The organism is Paenibacillus rhizophilus (genome assembly GCF_003854965.1).
GTDB classification, from domain to species: Bacteria; Bacillota; Bacilli; order Paenibacillales; family Paenibacillaceae; genus Paenibacillus_AQ; species Paenibacillus_AQ rhizophilus.
Map to the genome: position 1 here is coordinate 859,732 of NZ_RQPI01000001.1, position 16,560 is coordinate 876,291.

The 16,560-nt window shown below is 49.7% G+C and carries 19 protein-coding genes and 1 pseudogene; 3 read left to right on the plus strand and 17 right to left on the minus strand.

The annotated features are described in order from the left end of the window. Window positions 1–15: 15 nt before the first annotated feature. From EH198_RS04015 to EH198_RS04045, 7 genes are all read right to left on the minus strand, one after another. Window positions 16–267 (minus strand): Sec-independent protein translocase subunit TatA/TatB, encoded by a 252-nt coding sequence (locus EH198_RS04015; protein WP_124694226.1) that lies wholly within the window; start codon window positions 265–267, stop codon window positions 16–18. 17 nt (window positions 268–284) lie between these two features. Further along, window positions 285–947 (minus strand): hydrogenase nickel incorporation protein HypB, encoded by a 663-nt coding sequence (gene hypB, locus EH198_RS04020; RefSeq protein WP_124694227.1) that lies wholly within the window; start codon window positions 945–947, stop codon window positions 285–287. Continuing rightward, the gene (locus tag EH198_RS04025; RefSeq protein WP_124694228.1) at window positions 948–1,289 is read right to left on the minus strand and encodes a hydrogenase maturation nickel metallochaperone HypA/HybF; all 342 of its coding nucleotides are present in this window, start codon (window positions 1,287–1,289) and stop codon (window positions 948–950) included. Then, complete coding sequence (locus tag EH198_RS04030; RefSeq protein WP_124694229.1) at window positions 1,282–1,758, minus strand: HyaD/HybD family hydrogenase maturation endopeptidase; 477 nt, start codon at window positions 1,756–1,758, stop codon at window positions 1,282–1,284. The genes EH198_RS04025 and EH198_RS04030 overlap by 8 nt, the downstream gene beginning before the upstream one ends. A 2-nt stretch (window positions 1,759–1,760) precedes the next feature. After that, window positions 1,761–3,179 carry a nickel-dependent hydrogenase large subunit gene (locus EH198_RS04035; protein ID WP_124694230.1) on the minus strand — a complete coding sequence of 473 codons (1,419 nt, stop codon included), beginning with the start codon at window positions 3,177–3,179 and terminating at the stop codon, window positions 1,761–1,763. Window positions 3,180–3,195: 16 nt separating this feature from the next. Next, window positions 3,196–4,095: a hydrogenase small subunit gene (locus EH198_RS04040; protein ID WP_124694231.1), complete on the minus strand. Its 900-nt coding sequence runs from the start codon at window positions 4,093–4,095 to the stop codon at window positions 3,196–3,198. 83 nt (window positions 4,096–4,178) lie between these two features. After that, complete coding sequence (locus EH198_RS04045) at window positions 4,179–5,078, minus strand: hydrogenase small subunit (protein ID WP_124694232.1); 900 nt, start codon at window positions 5,076–5,078, stop codon at window positions 4,179–4,181. Window positions 5,079–5,518: 440 nt separating this feature from the next. On the opposite strand from EH198_RS04045, the gene EH198_RS04050 reads away from it, so the two are divergent. Both EH198_RS04050 and EH198_RS04055 read left to right on the plus strand, forming a co-directional pair. Continuing rightward, a complete protein-coding gene (locus tag EH198_RS04050) occupies window positions 5,519–6,238 on the plus strand; it encodes a histidine kinase dimerization/phospho-acceptor domain-containing protein (protein ID WP_124694233.1) in 720 nt (239 codons plus the stop codon). Next, window positions 6,222–6,629: a sensor histidine kinase gene (locus EH198_RS04055; RefSeq protein WP_185702740.1), complete on the plus strand. Its 408-nt coding sequence runs from the start codon at window positions 6,222–6,224 to the stop codon at window positions 6,627–6,629. The genes EH198_RS04050 and EH198_RS04055 overlap by 17 nt, the downstream gene beginning before the upstream one ends. A gap of 71 nt (window positions 6,630–6,700) precedes the next feature. On the opposite strand, the gene EH198_RS04060 is transcribed toward EH198_RS04055, so the two are convergent. After that, entirely contained in the window at window positions 6,701–7,135 is a 435-nt protein-coding gene (locus EH198_RS04060) for an RrF2 family transcriptional regulator (protein WP_124694235.1), read from the minus strand. 155 nt (window positions 7,136–7,290) lie between these two features. Here EH198_RS04060 and hmpA point away from each other — a divergent pair, with 155 nt between their 5' ends. After that, window positions 7,291–8,472, plus strand: a complete 1,182-nt coding sequence (hmpA, locus tag EH198_RS04065) for an NO-inducible flavohemoprotein (protein ID WP_124694236.1) — start codon at window positions 7,291–7,293, stop codon at window positions 8,470–8,472. Window positions 8,473–8,693: 221 nt separating this feature from the next. Here the strand turns inward: hmpA and EH198_RS04070 are convergent, their stop codons facing one another. The 9 genes and pseudogenes from EH198_RS04070 to EH198_RS04105 all read right to left on the minus strand — a co-directional run bounded on the left by EH198_RS04070 (window position 8,694) and on the right by EH198_RS04105 (window position 16,391). Then, complete coding sequence (locus tag EH198_RS04070) at window positions 8,694–8,939, minus strand: GntR family transcriptional regulator (protein ID WP_246014083.1); 246 nt, start codon at window positions 8,937–8,939, stop codon at window positions 8,694–8,696. 58 nt (window positions 8,940–8,997) lie between these two features. After that, the gene (locus EH198_RS04075) at window positions 8,998–9,795 is read right to left on the minus strand and encodes a GNAT family N-acetyltransferase (RefSeq protein WP_124694237.1); all 798 of its coding nucleotides are present in this window, start codon (window positions 9,793–9,795) and stop codon (window positions 8,998–9,000) included. 26 nt (window positions 9,796–9,821) lie between these two features. Beyond that, a complete protein-coding gene (locus tag EH198_RS04080; protein ID WP_124694238.1) occupies window positions 9,822–10,643 on the minus strand; it encodes a stalk domain-containing protein in 822 nt (273 codons plus the stop codon). 111 nt (window positions 10,644–10,754) lie between these two features. Continuing rightward, entirely contained in the window at window positions 10,755–11,942 is a 1,188-nt protein-coding gene (locus EH198_RS04085; RefSeq protein WP_124694239.1) for an MGDG synthase family glycosyltransferase, read from the minus strand. A gap of 114 nt (window positions 11,943–12,056) precedes the next feature. Beyond that, window positions 12,057–12,356: a metal-sensing transcriptional repressor gene (locus EH198_RS04090; RefSeq protein ID WP_124694240.1), complete on the minus strand. Its 300-nt coding sequence runs from the start codon at window positions 12,354–12,356 to the stop codon at window positions 12,057–12,059. Window positions 12,357–12,469: 113 nt separating this feature from the next. Next, window positions 12,470–13,645 (minus strand): heavy metal translocating P-type ATPase, encoded by a 1,176-nt coding sequence (locus EH198_RS04095; RefSeq protein ID WP_281277987.1) that lies wholly within the window; start codon window positions 13,643–13,645, stop codon window positions 12,470–12,472. Beyond that, window positions 13,588–14,379, minus strand: a complete 792-nt coding sequence (locus EH198_RS25285) for an HAD-IC family P-type ATPase (protein WP_281277988.1) — start codon at window positions 14,377–14,379, stop codon at window positions 13,588–13,590. The genes EH198_RS04095 and EH198_RS25285 overlap by 58 nt, the downstream gene beginning before the upstream one ends. A gap of 252 nt (window positions 14,380–14,631) precedes the next feature. Beyond that, window positions 14,632–15,450: an endonuclease/exonuclease/phosphatase family protein gene (locus EH198_RS04100; protein ID WP_124694241.1), complete on the minus strand. Its 819-nt coding sequence runs from the start codon at window positions 15,448–15,450 to the stop codon at window positions 14,632–14,634. 56 nt (window positions 15,451–15,506) lie between these two features. Continuing rightward, window positions 15,507–16,391, minus strand: a pseudogene (locus EH198_RS04105) (cation diffusion facilitator family transporter). Between the last annotated feature and the right edge of the window lie 169 nt (window positions 16,392–16,560).

Sequence of the window (16,560 nt, forward strand, 5' to 3'; positions counted from 1 at the left end):
TCACCGATGAGACGATTACGACTTGACTTCATGGGTTTCTTGAGGAACGACGGCAGCCTGAACCGGAACAGCGGCAGCTTGAACCGGAACAGGCTCGTTAGCAGCAGTGGAAGCGGCAGTCTCGCCGGTTAACTCCTTGCCCGCTTTCCGAAATTCGGAGAAGGCTTTACCGATAGCTCCGCCCACGGAGGGAAGCTTGCCTGGACCGAACACAATTAACGCGATGACCAAAATAACAATAAGTTCGCCAAAACCAATATGAGGCATAAGTTAACTCTCCTTTTTTATACTGGATTCGAGATCGAGATCGTTTCCTTCAACCAGGCGCAAAGCTCATCAATCCCCTGGCCGGTTATGCAGGAAGTTTCAAGAACCTTCGCCTTAGGATTGATTTCTCTGATATCTTTGTGAAATTCATCCTTGTCAAAGTTCGTATAGGGCACCAAATCGACTTTATTCAAAATGATAATGCCGGACTTTTCAAACATGCGCGGATATTTCTGCGGCTTGTCGTTTCCTTCCGTCGTACTTAAAACGGTGATGATCAGATCCTCCCCCAGCTCGAACGATGCGGGACAAATCAGGTTGCCGACATTCTCGATGATCAGCAGGTTCGTTTCGTCCAAGTTCAAATGGCTTAAGGCGTTCCGGATCATCTGCCCATCCAGGTGACACCCGCCCTCGGTGTTGATTTGCACGACCGGCACCCCGTGGGCCTCGATTCTTTCGGCATCCTTTGTCGTATAGAGGTCACCCTCGATCACCGCAATGTTCACTTCATCCTTCAGCCTCGCGATCACTTTCTCCAGAATGGAAGTTTTGCCTGATCCCGGGGAGCTCATCAAATTGATGACATAAAGCCCCTTCTCATTCATCAGCTTCTTGTTCTGCTGCGTTAGCTCGTCATTCACCTTCAGTATGTTGGTAACCACTTTAATGCTGCTCATTTAATCACCCTCCATCGTATCGATATACAGCTCATAACCTGTAAGGACCTGATTGTCCAGCCCGCCGCACGAAGGGCACACGGGATGGTAAAAACGGATGGGAAACGAAATGCCGCAGCTTCCGCATGAGGCAGTTGCTTCCACCTGTTCGATGATAAAATCCGACCCTTCCGCAATCGTACCATGCGATGCGTTTTGAAAAACGAATTGCATGGCTTCCGGAAGGGCCCCCGACAGTTCTCCCACCTTGGCCGTGATGCGCCTAATTTTTGTTAAGTGGTGCTCTTCAGCTTTCGTGAGGATCAATTCCAAGGCGCTTTCTACAATAGCCGCTTCATGCAAAGTTCGTCTCCTCCTGCCTTGCGAAGCCCAATTCTTGCTTGAGAAGCCCGATTATGTCGGGAATCTTACTCCTCATGAGATCCGACAATTCCAATTCAAAGCAGATCTCCTGCGGTTCAATGCCGAATATGATCACGTCCGGAGCGGCACCGAGCATCCGGGCCATTTTGACCACATCAAAAATCTGAACATCGTGAATGGATAAATTTTCTTTCTTGTAGCTCGCAAGATCCTCTGGCCTGATTCGGTAAATCGTTCCGGGCTCGAAGCCTGCTTTCAACGCATCGACAACAATAATTTTCCGGCACTCCAGAAAATAGCTCAGCATAGCCAGGGTGGAAGTCCCCCCATCCACCAGTTCAACAGTGGACGGGAGGTCTTCTTTCTCCAATTCGCGGATGGTATGGACGCCGATGCCGTCATCCTTCAAGAGTATGTTGCCGATTCCAATGACCGCCGTGTCCTTCATCGTTATTTGCCAAGAGGCTGCACGACAAATTTGGACATTTCCACGCCGTCAGGGGACATGACATGCACGGAACAACCGGTGCAGGGGTCAAAGGAATGCACAATGCGGAGCAGCTCCACAGGCTGCGCAGGGTTTTCCACATGGGTACCAATCAGCGCTTTTTCGACAGGACCCGGGTTGCCGGAATCGTCCATCGGGGAAGCGTTCCAGCAGGTTGGGGTGATAATTTGGTATTTTGAAATTTTGGAGCTGGATACCGATACCCAATGCCCGATCGCGCCCCGAGGAGCTTCCGTTAAACCGGAGGCACTGCCCGATACCGGATCGCCGATATTCGTAAAGCCGCTGGCCCCGGGTGTCACTTGATCCAGCCACGTCTGCATATTGCTTACGAGTTTGGACATTTCCACGTAGCGCGCCATATGCCGGTCCATAACGGATACGCCCCTGCGATAGTCGCCGCTTACCCATGCTCTGGCCAGCGGTCCCGCTTCAAAAGCCGTATTGTTGTACCGTGGAGATTTCAACCAGGTGTAAGCTCCGCTCTTTCCGTAGCTCGCCGTTGTGGTGCCGCTTGCCGGGGCTTGTCCGCTCGGAGAGGAGTAATAGGAATATTTATTGTATTCCTTAATGTTCGCTTCGTTGAATGCGCCGACGGTTCCGCCTGTGACAGTGCCGGCCGGGAATAACAAGCCTCCTGAAGTGTTCGTGTCAAATGCGCCGAAGGTGATCAGGTTGCCGTACCCTGTGCCCACGTTGTAGTAATCGTTGTAAGCCGAAGCCAGCATGTTGACGTCCGATTGATAAGTATTGGAAATGAAGGACTGTATATCGTTCAAATAGTTTCGGAAATTGGTGATTTCCGTTGCCGAAGGCAAGGCCGTTACACCGCCCGGAATAATATTCGCGGCATGGGGAAGCTTACCGCTGAAGATGGCCGCCATTTCATTGGCCTTTCTGCGGATTTGCAGCGCCGAAATATAGTGATCCGTCAGCGTTTGGGTATCGGCGGCGCTGAACCTTAGATCCTGCGTATAGCCTCCCGTCCATGGGCTCATCTGCGGACCTTGAATATAGTCCAGTAACGATAAATGGTAAAAATGCGTGATCCCGCTGTCCAGGAAATTCGCCCCTTGAATCAGATTCCGGAGCATCAGCCCCTGGAGATTAGGTTTAAAGCCCTTTATCTTCTCAACCGCCTTTGCGGAAGCAACGGCCTGGGGAACCGGGCATACCCCGCAAATTCGCTGAGTCAGGAATGAAGCATCCCTTGGTGGCCGATTCAGCAGCATATTTTCGAAATCCCGGAACAGCATTCCGGCAACAGTGGCGGAAGCAACCGTATTATCGGCGCCCAGCGTGACTTCAACCTTCAAATGTCCTTCCAAACGAGTTACTGGATCCAGTTTAATTGTACTCATTATCATTCACCCTTTCTTAGTCGTCGCTTGAGACGGAAATGACAGGATTTTGCGGGAATGCGGGAGATGTACAACCGATGCACGGATAATTCGATTGGATGCACCAGCCTTGTCGGTTATTCCACTTTAGCGACGGACATGGCGATTGGTTATCAGGGCCTTTGCAGCCGATTTCCTCATAGCAGCCGTATTTTCCGGGCTGGGAAACTTCTTCTGTTTCTCTTCTTGGACAAACACTGTGTACGGTTCTGCTGAAATATTTTGTCGGGCGGCTGTAACTGTCAAGAGAAGGTGTACCAGTCAAAATCAAATCAAGCAGTGTCTGTACCATTACCGTCGCATTCACGGGACACCCCGCTAAATTGACGACCGGTTTCGCGGTTTTACCGCTCAGCAGCGACTTAACGGTTACGCACCCTGTGCTGTTGGGGGCTGCGGCCGCCACACCGCCAAAGGAAGCGCAGGTGCCTGCCGCCACGACATATTTCGCTTTCGGTCCATATTTGAGCACAGCATCATATACGGTAAGCGGAACCCCGTTCTGCTCGCCGATAATACAGTTGTTTTTAGAAGCTCCCCCGGGAATGGCACCCTCGATTACGAGAATGAATTGTCCGTTATACTGGTTCGCCGCATTCTCAAGCGCCTGCATCGCACTTTCACCTGAAGCCACCATAAGCGTGCTGTCATACTTCATACTGATTTTGTTCTGAAGCACATCTTCGATGGTGGTAGGGTTCGTTACGTTCAGTGTGGATATGCTGCAGCCTGAACAGCCCGACCCGAGCAACCAAATGACCGGAGGGTCCGTGTCCGCCGCCATCACCGTGTTCAGCTTGTCCATATCCATCTCCAACTTCAGCGCTGCCACGGCCGCCACCGACCACTTGAGAAAATCTCTCCTGTTGATTCTCATCAAATACTCTCCTTTTTTGTAGATTGGGAGCCTCCTACCTATAGAACCACTTTAAAGGGGTCCATACGATTATTCGCCCTTTCTTAGCCACCGCTTGAAACGGAAATGATCGGATTTAGAGGAAATGCAGGTGCTGTACAGCCGATGCACGGATGATCCGATTGGATGCACCAGCCTTGTTTGTTGTTCCACTTGAGCGACGGGCATGGCGATTGGTTTCCGGGGCCTTTGCAGCCAACTTGTCTATAGCAGCCGTAAATTCCGGGCTGGGAGACCTGGGTTTGTCCTTTTCTCGGACACACACTATGTATGGTCGTGCCGAAAAATTTGCTCGGGCGGCTGTTGCCATCGAGAGAAGGAACACCAGTCAAGATTAAATCAAGCAGCGTCTGCACCATTACCGTCGCATTTACAGGACATCCTGCCAAATTGACAATCGGGTTCGCGGTTTGGCCGCTCAGCAGGGACTTCACGGATACGCATCCTGTGCTGTTAGGGGCTGCGGCCGCCACACCGCCAAATGAGGCGCAGGTGCCTGCCGCTACGACATATTTCGCTTTCGGTCCATATTTGAGTACAGCATCATACATCGTGAGCGGTACCCCGTTCTGCTCGCCGATAATACAGTAGTTCTTGGAGGCTCCCCCGGGAATGGCACCCTCGATCACGAGAATGAATTGTCCGTTATACTGGTTCGCCGCATTTTCGAGCGCCTGCATCGCACTTTCTCCTGAAGCCGCCATGAGTGTGCTGTCATACTTCATACTGATTTTGTTCTGAAGCACATCTTCGATGGTGGTCGGATTCGTCACATTCAGCGTAGATATGCTGCAGCCCGAACAACCCGATCCCAGCAGCCAGATGACCGGCGGGTCTGTGTCCGCTGCCATAACCGTGTTCAGCTTGTCCATATCCATTTCCAACTTCAGCGCTGCCACGGCCGCCACCGACCACTTGAGAAAATCTCTCCTGTTGATTCTCATCAAATCTCTCCTTTCGTCGATTGGGAGTTTCACATGCATGGAACAGAATTCTTTCAATGCAAAAACCACCCAGATTATAAAGTGAAAGGGAATGAAAGATCAATGAACAAATTGAGAACATTTGTATAAATTACCTAAAATTTGACGTTTTTCTTCAGGAATCGAGGGGATGTGCAGGAGGGTGTTGGTGAGAAGGGCTGAAGGATGTCGAGATTGAAATCGCATACGAATAGAATTTTAAACTGTTCATTTATGCAAAATAGGTACTATGTCTACTATGAATTCGGGCACTATGAACCACTTCCATAATCCTATATCCGGCTTCATTCTATGGTGATCTCCAATGATCTTCGTTATAATTAAACCAGGAATATAATTTATATATTGAATCTTTTGATCAGGTGAATGTTAAATTTTACTATCATTGGAGCTGGTTATGGATGGAGCAGGCGCTTGAATATATTCGCCGGCAGAAGGATGCCATCATTGAGTGGTGGTTGAACGAAGTCGACAAGGAGTATCCAAAATTCTATAATTTGGATAAATTAAGGGGGCATGGCAAGCTCTATTTTGATCTGGTCACAGCCGTACATATTCCTGTCCAGGAGCACCCCCTTTTTCAGCATTTACCGGAATGGTGCCAAATTCTGTTTCTTAAAAAAGTGCCGATCGTGCATGTCATGCACAGCTCCCATTTATTCCGTCAATCTGTGTTTAAAGCGCTTTCGGATGCGCCGCTGGATGAAGGAAAGCTGATGAAGGTGTTGGCCCTTCTGAGCGAGCGCATTGATACGTATGAGCGGCAAGTTTCCCAGTATTATACAGATCATGTCCACTCACAGCTGGAAGAGCAAGAACAAAGGCTGGATGAGCTGCATGACGACAAATTAAATCTGATCGGCAAAATGGCGGCCAGTATGGCCCATGAAATCCGCAATCCCCTCACCTCCATTAGAGGTTTCATCAAGCTGATCCGGGGCCGTCTGCCCGAAGAGTCGCTGGCTCTCGTAGAAAATTACATCCACATCATTGAGACCGAGTTCGATCTCATTCAAATGCAGATAACCGGCTTTCTAACCTTTTCCAAAAAAACCTGTCGTGGATCGCTTTGTCTGGATAAACCTCCGGGAACAGATTCATTCCGTGCTGGTGCTCATTAATCCGCTGCTTATCAACAACAACATCGAACTGACAGTCGATTTGCCGGAAGAATTGGCCGTCTGCGTTCAGAAGACACCGATCCAACAGGTTCTCTCCAACCTGCTTAATAACAGTATCGATGCGCTCGGCAATGTCAGCCGTGAGAAGCGGATTTGGATTTCCAGCGATGAAGACGAACAATGGATCTACTTAAAGATAGCCAACAATGGCCCGAAAATTCCGGATGACATTCAGCGGAAGCTGTTTCAGCCTTTTGTGACGGGCAGAGAGCATGGAACGGGTCTTGGACTGACAATCTGCAAGAAGATTATGGAAAACCACAAAGGAAACATGTTCTTCCGCTCCACCGATAACGAAACCGTATTCATTCTGGGGTTCAAAAAGCCTTGAAAAAGGCATGAGTATTTTTGATTTCTCAAAGTGTGCGTCAGACTCGGTCAAAATCTCTAAGTATCGATATTCTACCGCTGCAAAATCATTTTCAGCCCGTTTTTGTTCGTCAGCAAATCCTCGAGGGTATATTCGTCAAGCACTTGCAAATAAGCATCTAATGCTTTACCAAGGACTCCTTTCAGCCCACATACCGGGGTAATCGGACAATGGTTCCCCTCGGGGTTGAAACATTCGACGAGGTGGAAATCGTCCTCCATCCTCCGAATGACTTCACCGATATTGATTTCTTCGGGTGCATGCGCCAGCCGGATTCCGCCTCCCCTTCCCCTAACTGTTTCGATAAACCCCGCTTTGCCGAGTTCATGGGCAACTTTCACTAAATGATTTTTGGATATATTATATGCATCCGATATTTCCTGAATGGTTGACCGTTCCTTTCGCACCTTCGTCCCCAAATAAAGAAGAATCCGTAAAGAAAAATCGGTGTACATGGTAAGCCTCATTTTCATCCTCCCATCGGGCATTATAGTATATGATCATTGTTACACACCCGCCTTGATATTTTGTCCATTTTGTTAAAGTTGTATTTTAAATATATCTTTAAATTTAGGATAAGCTTATAGTAGATCTATAGAAATGAAAAAAGGAGTGACTTATCATATTATCCCAAGGAACAAGAGATATCGTCAAATCGACAGCACCTGTCTTGGCGGAGCACGGCACAAAAATCACATCGGTGTTTTACCGGAATATGTTTGCCGCTCATCCTGAACTTCTAAACATTTTCAACCATGCAAACCAGGCTCAGGGACGCCAACAGGCAGCCCTCGCGAATACGGTATATGCGGCGGCAGTCCACATTGATAACCTGGAGAACATTCTGCCTGCCGTTGTCCAAATCGCACATAAGCACGTAAGCCTCGGTATCAAGGCGGAGCATTATCCGATCGTCGGCGAGCATTTGCTGGAAGCGATCAAGGAAGTATTAGGCGATGCGGCAACGGATGACATTCTGGGCGCGTGGGCGGAAGCATACGGTGTCATTGCTGATGCCTTTATAAGCGTAGAAGCGAACATGTACAAAGAATCGCGGGAACAAGAAAACGGCTGGAACTTCTTTAAATCGTTCACAGTTTCGCGGAAAGTAAAAGAAAGCGACACTATCACATCATTCTACCTAAAACCGGCAGACGGCACTAACGTTCCGGAGTATAAACCGGGTCAGTTCATCTCCATTCGCGTGTCGATACCGGGTGAGAAATACACGATGATTCGTCAATACAGCCTTTCACAGGCGCCAAAGCCGGACGAGTTCCGAATCTCCGTAAAACGCGAGGCAGACAAAGATCCGAATGGCGTCGTCTCCATCTTTCTTCACGAGCGGGTCAATGAAGGGGATATCGTCGAAGTCAGCGCTCCTGCCGGTGAATTCGTGCTTGATGCAGCGAAAACAACGCCTGTGGCTTTTATTTCAGGCGGTGTCGGCATCACGCCTATGATGAGTATGTTAGAAACAGTAGCAACCGCAACGCCTGACCGGCCGACTGTCTTTCTGCACGCTGCGCGTAATGAAGCGCTTGCTGCTTTTAGAAGCGATGTTGAAAAACATGCAGCGAGCATGAGCAATGTGAAGAACAAAACGTTCTATTCGGATGAGCCGAACAGCTTCATCTCGCGTAAAGTTCTGGAAGAGTTCGTCGATACCACCGGAGAAGTGTATGTGTGCGGACCGGTTCCGTTCATGGAATCCATCATTCGCGAATTGCGGGCGATGGGCATGAAGGAAGACCAGATTCATCACGAGTTCTTTGGTCCGGCTATGCAAATAGAAAACGGATAACCCTTACAACAAGATATTCGTCATTTATCCGTCATCGCCATATAGACATTAAACGGCGGCCTCTCCCCTTTATAGTTTCGGGGAAAGGCCGCCGTTTTAGGTTGTATTACAACTTATAACGGATCTCATACTCACAGTTTGCCTTAATATTTCAAAAATTGTCCGACAGACTTCATTGAACAAATCCGCTTAATTCAAGCTCTCGTTCAGCCATTGCTTTCTTAGTTTTGTCGGCAGGTACTTCCGTACAAAAACGATCGCCAGAAGTCCGATTCTTTTCCCTGGGACACGGACACGATATTCTCTTCTTTCAACAACCCGATGGCCTTGCGGATCGTTTCGGGTGAAACTTGATATTTTCCAGCCAGAATGGAACGTCCCGAAATTTTGCTGTTGACGGGAAATTCACCGCTGACGATTCGTCCGGCAATATCTAATGCGATGGACTTGTAACCGGTTTTCTTCATGCAAGCGTTACTCGCTCCTTCGTTTGATTTTTAAGCATATGACCAATTTGAAATATCGTTATCTGTACATCATCGACCAGGAGCCGATGTCGCGGAAGCCAATCCGTTTGTATATGGAGGCTGCGTCCGGATTATCGTAAAAGAGGCACAGCGCTTTCCCTTCACTCACCAGCTCGGCGCATAGCTTACTGATTACGGATGTGGCCAATCCCTGTCCCCGGTATGCCGGATGCGTCGCTACGCTGATTACCATGGCGGACATCGAATTCTCTGCCGTACTCGAAGCCGACGCAGCTACTTGACCAGTCCGTTCGACGAAATAAGTGCGCCCCGTTCCGGTCTCCAGTGTCCGTCTTAGGCTCCGGCGCGAGCTTTCCGGATTAACGTCGAACTCCTCTATCCCGTCCATGAGCGAACATATGGATTCCACATCTTGAATCGTTGCCCGCTTCACACAGGTCTCCGTGTCAAACCGAGCGCTTGCCTCTGGGTTCAGCTCTTTCAGTTCCGCAAAATAAAGACTTTTCTCTTTACGGAAGTTAATCACCCCGCTGAACAGGTTCACAAGAGAGGACGAGCCTGATAACATCTCCATCTTACCGTCCTGCAGCATAATTTCGGCAAACCCCTGCACATTGAACGGCCCGTCCGCATACGGGATATAGCTGTGTTCATAGCGGAGCAGAACCGCCATGGGCTGCGCATCCGCCGGGCCAAATTCCCCCCATACTTCCTGAAAATCCTGTTCAAAACCGAAGTTCTCCACATCCGCAATCAGGAATAAATTAAGCGCCGGCTCTTTTCCCAAAAAAGCCAGTAATCCCTCGCGGTCCTCTTCCGTCAGCTTACGAATCATACGGCTCCCCCTAGTGAAAATAAAAATTACTGCGATTTTACGATCCGCGCCCGGAACAGGATATAGTCGGCCTTTTGCGGAACGGTAAATTTGAATGATACCTGTCCGGCTTTCGGAACCTGAGCGCTTGTTCCGTTAATCTTGCGTACGACAGCGTTCCCCTTTTCATCAACGAACGTCAGTTCCAGCTCCGTACTGTCCTTGGAAATGACAAAACCGGATGTGTTCTGCACATTCAGGGTAACAAGGTATTCCTTACCTTTCTTTTCCTGTGACAGCGTCTCCGGATAGAAAGGATAAGGATGGAACGTGGTTTCCGAGGGAAATGAATCTGCGGAAGGAGCAGGGACAATCCGTCGGAGCAGCACATCCTCCTTCGCTTTAATCGCCAGTGTGGATTTACCAGTATTTCCTGAAATTATCTCCGAGCGATACACCTTTAGGGCGTTCAAAATTGGAGCCGCCGGCACAAAAAGCACGCCGTTCCGCAGTTCCGGGGCAGCCCCTAACGACCATGCCAGATCGCCTTCAAACACTGCGGCCAGTTGACCCGCTTTAATGCCCTGCACCTTCTCGCCGAGCAGAGAGACGGATACGCTTCGGGCTTTTGGATTGTAACTCATATCAGCTCCAATGACTTCGCAAAATGCCCGAATCGGCACCATCCATTTTCCGGATTTCACATAAGGCGCAAGTTCCCCGGGAAAGAGCACATAGTAATTGCCGATCGAAATCGGCATTTCCTTAGCGACGGGCTTCGGAGCGGCAAACAATGCTGACGGCGCAATTGCGACAACCGTCAAGAAAACAAGCAGCAAGATTCCGATCTTTCTTTGAGTCCGAACCATAGGTAATTTTCTCCTTCTCTCCAAATATATCTATATTTTGGAGCAAAGTCGGTTCCGATGCAAACAAAAAAACGCCAAGCGGACAATGGCCGGCAGAGACAAGCTGCTTTCCTACCGATATCCGTGGGCGTTCTTTGCCTTCCCTTTACCTTCTGTTTTCTTAAAGATCCGCCCGGCATATGACGGACGTTCCTTAATCGCATTCAATACCTCATCGACAATGCGGCTGGAAGATTCTGTCCGGGAAATGGCCTTCATTTGCCGCTCTATCTCCTCCCGGAAAGGTTGGATTCCAAGTCTCCGGAGCCGGTCCAGTAATTCCCTTTCATTGCAGGCGGTGTAAATGGCTTTTTGCATGGAGAGAGATTCTGCATTACCGGCTTCCTGACCAGGGAGCGGACGGTACACAATAACGGGCAATAACATCGCGAACGCCTCGGTAAGCGTCACCCCTCCCGCTTTGGTCAGCAGGCAAAAGGAAATACTCATCAGTTCATGTACATCGTCTGTATATCCCAGGATGTGAACGCGGCTGTTATCCCTGTAAGTGTCCTCCAGAGACTCGCGAAGCCGGTCGTTATTCCCGCAGAGCACGATAAAATCAAAGTCGGTATGGACAAGCACGCTTTTTAAAATATTCCTGATTCTTGCCATGACCCCGTACGCTCCCCCAGCAAGGAGAATATAGCGCTGGTTATCCTTTAACCTATGCTTCCGCAGAACCTCGGCCCGATCCGGAGACCGCATGAATGCCTCGCGAATCGGAATCCCGCTGACCGTAATCGCCTGTTCATCAACACCTGACGACAGCATCGCCTCTTTTATACTTTCCAAGGGGATAAAATACTTCGTCGTGTGGGGATGAATCCATCTGCCGTGCAGAACATAATCTGTCAAAACGGTAAAGACCGGAAGCTGGATCGCCGACTCTCTGCCAAGCTGTGAAGCGGCCAGATACGGAAAAGTGTGAATGATCACGTCGGGCCGGATTTCTTCCAATACCTCTTTCGCTTTTCGCTTTCCCATCGAATGCAGAAGCCTGCCGAAGGGATAGTCCGGCTTCATCCCGCTGGTTGCGTTGTATATCAAACCGTAAAGATTCGGGGCATAGACGAAGCTTTTCAAATAAAAGGCCCGGGAAACCCCGTTCAGCCAAGGATGGACTTCGGCAAAGAGGTCCACAGTGTGCACCCGGTCAACGCCTCTTGATTTGAACGACTGTTCAATGGCCTGGGCCACCTTGGCATGGCCGTCTCCAAACGCGGAAGATACGATAAGCACAACGGGGTCTGGGTTCATGGGAGGGCTCCTTTTTATATAAGCATTAGTATTATTAATTACCCATTCGCGAAAATTATGCAAAAATAAACAAAGCCCTGATGAACCATCAGGGCTTGTTTCGATATTTACATGTCACCGGATGTAGCTGTCCAGCGCTTTGGTGAGATCCTCAAGAACCTTACTCTCATTGCCGTGATGAACCGCTTTGACGACACAGTTCTCCAGATGATCCTTTAGCAGCATCTTGGCGGCCTTGTCCAGCGCCTTTTGCACGGCTGCGATTTGCAGCAGCACTTCGGAGCAATCCCGGTCTTCGGCGGTCATTTCCTTGACTGCACGTATATGGCCTTCAATCCGGGCTAATCTGTTGACGATCTGCTTGCGGTACTTATGATCAAAATTGTGTTCGTGATCACCGGATTCCCGAACCATGTGCGCACCCCTCCGATTGGTCCTATTTCGGCTACTTCATATGATGGCCATGCCGTTATTATATCAAGAGTTGATTCTGAGGGGCAATTCCCTTCTTCTCGGGTCAAGAGAGATCAGCGAAGCAGTCTTAGCCCGCTCAAGATCACGGCCAGTGTGCTTCCTTCGTGGCCGACCACGCCGGAGGGCAGATTGATGCAGCCCCAGAAGTTGGATACGACCAATATGGCAATCACGGCGAGCGCAAAAGATATATTTTGCCGGATGACCCTGCGCGCGCGTCGTCCAAGCGATATGGCAAAAGGAATTTTGGAAATGTCGTCGGTCATCAGCACAACATTCGCCGTCTCCAGCGCTACATCGGTTCCTCCAGAGCCCATAGCGATTCCTACGGCGGAAGCCGCCAGCGCGGGCGCATCGTTAACGCCGTCGCCGACCATGGCGACCTTGCCGTGCTGCTCGGTTAACTGCCGGATCAGCGCAAGCTTGTGATCGGGCATCAGTTCCGCGTGAACCTCGTCCACGCCGGCGGCCCGTCCGATGGCCTCCGCCGTGAGCTTTGCGTCCCCGGTGAGCATAACGACCTTTTGGTTCATGCTCTTCAGCTTCAGGACGGCTTCCCGTACGCCGGGACGCAGAATATCCTGTACCGCCAGCATACCGGTCAGTGTGCCACCCGACTCAACGAAGATCACCGTCTTTCCGTCCGCCTCAAGCTTGCCCGCCGTTTGCAGCATAGCATCGTCCATATTCAGGCTCGCGAGCAGCTCCTTTTTGCCGATGCGGCAATTCCTGCCGTTAACGGTTCCGCTGACTCCCATTCCCGGTACGGCCTGCATATCCGACGCCGATTCGAATGGAATCCCGGCATCCTTGGCATAATCGACAACGGCCTTGGCGATCGGATGCTCCGACAAATACTCCAGGGAAGCGGCGAGCGTAAGCAGCTCTTGTTCGCTGTGGCCTTCGGAAGGAATGCAGTCCGTAAGCTTCGGTTTGCCCCCGGTCAGCGTTCCCGTTTTGTCAAAAGCGACCACTTTCACTTCCCCTATTTGCTCCAGATGGACCCCGCCCTTAAACAATACGCCTTTGCGGGCGGCATTGGAAATGCCGGACAGAATCGCAGGCATGATCGAGGATACAAGAGCACATGGCGAAGCGACTACAAGAAAGATCATCGCCCGGTAAACCGTGTTTTCCCAAGACCAGCCAAAGAGAAACGGAGGCGCGACCATCAGCAGCAGGGCCGCTGCAACCACGCTTTTGGCATAGATGCCCTCAAAACGCTCCACGAACAACTGGCTTGCGGCAGCTCATTCTTGGCCTCCTGCACAAGATGGATGATTCGTGCCAGCAGCGTGTCCTCCGCGCCCGCATCGGTATGAATCCGCAGTGCGCCCTGGCCATTGATCGTACCCGCGAAGACGGTATCGCCAGCAGCGAGATCGACGGGAATGGATTCACCCGTAATGGAGGATTGGTCTACCGCCGATTGTCCTTCCAGAATGTGGCCGTCGCACGGAATGCGCTCACCCGGTCTGACGAGCACGACATCGCCTTTTTGCAGCTGGGCCGCCCGGATCTTGACCTCGCCGCCGTCCTTGAGGAGAACCGCCTCTTCCGGCCGGTACTTCAGAATGGAGGCGATATCCTGGTTCGTCTTCTCCATCGTATAATCCTCCAGCGCGCCGCTCAGACAAAAAATAAAGATCAACACCGCGCCGTCCAGCCAGTATCCGATGCCCGCAGCGCCTAATGCCGCGACAACCATCAGGAGGTCTACATCAAGGTCCTTTTCTTTGATCAGGGTTTCCAGCCCTTCCCATGCTTTCCGGTATCCGCCGACAACATAGGCCAGAATGAAAAAGATGACTTCCACCGTTCCCTGCCCGTTTCTGCCCATCATCCAGGCAATCCCGATAAACAGCAGACAGGCTGCTGCGATGAACAAGCCTCCATGCTGCTCCCAGATTGCCTTAAACGGCCTCTTCTCCTCTTGTTCACTTCCCAGTATGACTTCTCCCATTTCTCTGTTCCCTCCCAAAGTTTTAAACCAAATGTTGAGAATTGTTCTCACCATAATATCCCCCCGGGGGGGTTATTGTAAATAAATGATGTCAGATTTTTTGTGACAAAAATCGTATAATTTGCCGGATATACTGTGAAGCGCTTTAAATATACTTGGCGATTAACGGCCAGCAGCCGGTCTGGGAAGTTTATTCCCTAACCGGCTGCTTTCGTGTATGGAACGCTCCTATACAGACACTTGAGAATGAAACTACAGCTCAGCGGCGACCCCGAAATGATCCGAGACGACCGCTCCCCGAATGCCGTTCATGACGACATGGCAGGATTTAGCCTGAAGCGGCCGATTGGAGAAAATATAATCAATGCGCAGTTTGCCCTCGTTCTCATCCCAGCCCTTGATGGCTTTGGTGACCGTGGCTCCGTCGTCTTTAAATGATGCTGACGCATAGAGGTCGTTCCAGCCTTTTTGGGCGACGTAATCATAGCCTTCGTGACGAATTTCCGCTACATTGTTGAAATCGCCCATGATAAACACCGGCAATGCCTTTAGCGTGTCCAACTTGGCCTGCGCGGCATCCCATTGTCCCCTGAATGGCTCCACTTCATCATTCCACCAGCCGAAATGACCGCTCACAAACCAGGTTTCCTCCCCGCCGGCCTCTGCTTTGACTCCGACAATCTTCCGCGTGCGGTAGTTTTCGTAATCCCGTATGACCGACACGTACTCGCTGAATGCGTCGATAACGGGGGTGAGCGTCAAGATCGCCAAACCTTCGTCGTACTTTTCAAATCCCGTATGTACCGGTATCCATGTCCAATAATAGGGAATACCCAGCTTTTGCAGAAGGACGAAGGCGTAATTATCCTGTCTGACCACCGTGTCCGGTTCGGCCCGAAAGAAACGTTCCAAATCGCAGGCGGACAGCGCCTCCTCCTCCTTGGACTGGTTGACCTCCTGCAGAGCGATGACATCAAACTGCTGTTCCCTGATAAAATCGGCCAAGTGTTCTATCTTCTGAAGCTGGTCGGTTTCCATCCATGCATGGGTGTTCAAAGTCAATATTTTCAAGACCAATCCCCTTGCTTTCTTTATTGTAAAATGTTGTATTGGCACTAAAGCTCTTTTTATGCCTTGGCTACTTTTGCAGGCTCATAATGAACATGAACATCATAAACATCAGAATTACACTTTAATTCATCTTCAACCCGTGTTGCGATTTCATGAGCTTCTTGAAACTCCAGTTTTGCCCCAACAAGCAATACAACGTCTACGACCGCATTGCTTCCGTAATTTCTTGCTCTTATTTCTTTAACTCCCTCTACTCCTCTTACGTTCAATACGGTTTCTTTGAATGATTGAATCATATTCTCATCAAAACCATCAGTCAAATAGTGGGATGCTTCACGGAAAATTTCCCAAGCCGTTCTACAAATAATGAATCCAACTGCAACAGCTGTAAGCGGATCTAGCCAAGGCAAATTAAATTGGGAACCGATGATCCCAACTACCGCTCCAATACTCACATATGCATCAGAAATATTATCTTTTGCTGCGGCCATAACGGCTTGACTGTTTATTTTGAGTGCCAGTTTTTTGTTGTATCGATATACACAGTACATTACAATGGCGCAGAAAATCCCTGCCCATGCAGAAATGAGATCAGGAGATTGTTCCTTTCCGTGAAACATAGAAACAACAGCTTCGTAAAGCACTTGCAACCCTACAGCCATCATGATAAAAGAAGCCATTAAAGAAGCTACGGTTTCCGATTTCCAGTGTCCATACGGATGATCTTCGTCTGCTGGTTTCCGCGCCAATCTTAAACCAATTAACACGGCAATGGATGCAACAATATCCGTCGCATTATTCAGACCGTCCGCCTTCAAAGCTTCGGAGTTAGCTGCATAACCAATGATTAATTATAAAGCAGATAAACAGATGTAAGCTATAATACAAACTATTGCGCCATGCTCGCCTAATTTCAAGTTATCGTACCTTTGCTGATCCATTCTAAGATAAAGCCCCTTCCAATCCGCTTTCATACCTGCTTATACTATCAGTTAGGATATAAGTGGGTCTAGAGAAACGTTTTTTCGTCAAGGTTAATAAATAACGGCAGACAAACAAAGTTGCCTGTGCGAAAAATGTTTGCGCTATGCAAATCTGACGATTTCCCAC

Coding starts and splice junctions, on each gene's coding strand:
- EH198_RS04015 (WP_124694226.1), bottom strand. CDS start 267: ATGCCTCATATTGGTTTTGGCGAACTTATTGTTATTTTGGTCATCGCG.
- hypB (WP_124694227.1), bottom strand. CDS start 947: ATGAGCAGCATTAAAGTGGTTACCAACATACTGAAGGTGAATGACGAG.
- EH198_RS04030 (WP_124694229.1), bottom strand. CDS start 1,758: ATGAAGGACACGGCGGTCATTGGAATCGGCAACATACTCTTGAAGGAT.
- EH198_RS04035 (WP_124694230.1), bottom strand. CDS start 3,179: ATGAGTACAATTAAACTGGATCCAGTAACTCGTTTGGAAGGACATTTG.
- EH198_RS04040 (WP_124694231.1), bottom strand. CDS start 4,095: ATGAGAATCAACAGGAGAGATTTTCTCAAGTGGTCGGTGGCGGCCGTG.
- EH198_RS04045 (WP_124694232.1), bottom strand. CDS start 5,078: ATGAGAATCAACAGGAGAGATTTTCTCAAGTGGTCGGTGGCGGCCGTG.
- EH198_RS04050 (WP_124694233.1), top strand. CDS start 5,519: ATGGAGCAGGCGCTTGAATATATTCGCCGGCAGAAGGATGCCATCATT.
- EH198_RS04060 (WP_124694235.1), bottom strand. CDS start 7,135: ATGAGGCTTACCATGTACACCGATTTTTCTTTACGGATTCTTCTTTAT.
- EH198_RS04070 (WP_246014083.1), bottom strand. CDS start 8,939: ATGAAGAAAACCGGTTACAAGTCCATCGCATTAGATATTGCCGGACGA.
- EH198_RS04075 (WP_124694237.1), bottom strand. CDS start 9,795: ATGATTCGTAAGCTGACGGAAGAGGACCGCGAGGGATTACTGGCTTTT.
- EH198_RS04080 (WP_124694238.1), bottom strand. CDS start 10,643: ATGGTTCGGACTCAAAGAAAGATCGGAATCTTGCTGCTTGTTTTCTTG.
- EH198_RS04085 (WP_124694239.1), bottom strand. CDS start 11,942: ATGAACCCAGACCCCGTTGTGCTTATCGTATCTTCCGCGTTTGGAGAC.
- EH198_RS04090 (WP_124694240.1), bottom strand. CDS start 12,356: ATGGTTCGGGAATCCGGTGATCACGAACACAATTTTGATCATAAGTAC.
- EH198_RS25285 (WP_281277988.1), bottom strand. CDS start 14,379: ATGGGAGAAGTCATACTGGGAAGTGAACAAGAGGAGAAGAGGCCGTTT.